At 44.9% G+C, this 1,828-nt stretch carries 3 protein-coding genes; 1 reads left to right on the forward strand and 2 read right to left on the reverse strand.

Features of this window, described 5'->3' with window-relative positions:
* Positions 1-315 precede the first annotated feature (315 nt).
* A complete protein-coding gene (gene rpmB, locus ACY69O_RS05655) occupies positions 316-507 on the forward strand; it encodes a 50S ribosomal protein L28 (RefSeq protein WP_072936425.1) in 192 nt (63 codons plus the stop codon).
* Positions 508-577: 70 nt separating this feature from the next.
* Here rpmB and hslO read toward each other — a convergent pair whose 3' ends face one another.
* Entirely contained in the window at positions 578-1,492 is a 915-nt protein-coding gene (hslO, locus tag ACY69O_RS05660; protein ID WP_462332491.1) for an Hsp33 family molecular chaperone HslO, read from the reverse strand.
* A 9-nt stretch (positions 1,493-1,501) separates the two neighbouring features.
* The coding region (locus ACY69O_RS05665; protein WP_462332492.1) for a metallophosphoesterase family protein at positions 1,502-1,828 on the reverse strand (327 nt) is incomplete at its 5' end.

Here is a 1,828-nt window from a genome sequence, read left to right on the forward strand (position 1 = left end):
ATATTCTTCCCAGCATTTCGGGCAGATGGTTGTTAATCGTAAGTTCAAGTATTTCTGTCTCTGCGTATTTTCGGCTCACTTCGCGCAGATACCGCACAGACAGCGAGGTATGCACGTATTGCGCGTTGATTGCAAGCCAAACAAGTTTATTGCTCATGTCATCACCTTTGTATATTATAACGCCTTTGTTCCAGTTTTGCCGTTGTTTTCTCTTTGCCTTGACGAAAAAAAGCTTGCAAACACCGCTGTCTTTATGCTAATATATTTGTGTTATGCATGAATGGTAAACATTGCTGTTTTAAGGAGGTGTTTTGCATGGCAAATGTATGTGAAATCTGCAACAAAGGTGAGCGCAGTGGTATGAACGTCAGCCACTCCCATTTGAAGACAAAACGCACATGGAAACCGAACATCCAGCGTGTTCGCGCAGTAGTTGATGGTGAGGTTAAACGTGTAAATGTCTGCACACGCTGCTTGCGTTCCGGCAAAGTTCAGCGCGCTATCTAATTCAAGATTTCAAAACAGCTGATATATCATAAGAGGAGCCGATTCCGTTTGGAATCGGCTCCTCTTATTTTTATTTCTTTTCTTTGTTTTCTTTTTCAGCTTTCGCTTTTCTTCTTCTCAGTTCATCGGAGACATGTAAAATCACCGTGAGGTCTTCCTGATTGAACTGGTACTTCTCCCCACAGAACTGGCATACTACCTCGGCATGGCCCTCGTCTACCATTGCCTGCAGGTCGTCATGGCCCAGGGTTACGAGAATATCTTCTGTGCGGATTTTTGAGCACTGGCACTTGAATGACAGGTCTGTTGTGGTAAGGAAATGAATATCCTCAAAGTCCTTCAGAACCTGTTCGATGATTCCTTTTCCGTCCAGTCCGTCGTTTACCATTGCTGAAACAGGCTGCAGGTCCTTCAGATTGTTTTCCAGCTTCTCTATTACTTCCTCCGAAGCATCCGGCAAAGGCTGCACGATAAATCCGCCTGCAGACTGTGTGATACCGTCCTTGCCAATCAATACACCCAATGCCACGCTTGATGGTGTCTGCTCGGACTGGAAAAGATACTGTGTGACATCCTCGGCGATTTCGCCTGTATGGATTTCACAGCTTCCCGTGAACGGTTCTTTCACCCCTGTGAAGCGTGTAACAGACAGAAGGCCCTGTCCTATGCCCTCTCCCACAGCAAGCTTTCCGTTATTAAGCGGAAGCTCGATTTCAGGGTGTTTGACATATCCGCGTACAAATCCGTCTGATGAAGCGTCTGCAGTGACATTACCAAGCGGGCCGTCACCGTTGAATTTCAGCGTGATACATTCTTTTTCTTTCAGGTTTGCAGCCATCAAAAGCGCGGCAGTCATTGTACGTCCGAGAGCAGCCGTAGCCAGCGCGCCGCAGTTATGTCTGCGTGCTCCTTCTTTTACTAAATCCGTAGTAACAGCCGCGTATATTCGAATACCTTCGGATGTTGCTTTTACTAATTGGTCCATACTAACTCCTTAAATTTCAACTTCTTCGATTATTTCTTTTGTATATAAGTCATAGATTCTAACGTATTTTTTCGATAAATCAAGCATTGCAATAGTCTGTCTGCCGTCGCTGCGTTTTGAAAGGGACGGAGAGCCCGGATTGATAAAAATGCATCCGTCGTCCTTTTCTATGCCTGCAACATGGGTATGTCCGCTTATAAAGATGTCCGCATGCAGCTTTTTTGCAAGTTGCATTTTTTCTTCTTTCGTTTCCGTAACATCGCCATGTGTCATAACAAAGTGAAAACCATCGATGTACGAAAATAAATACGGATAAACAAGCGGTATATCAAGGAC

The sequence above is a fragment of the Schwartzia sp. (in: firmicutes) genome (genome assembly GCF_978017985.1).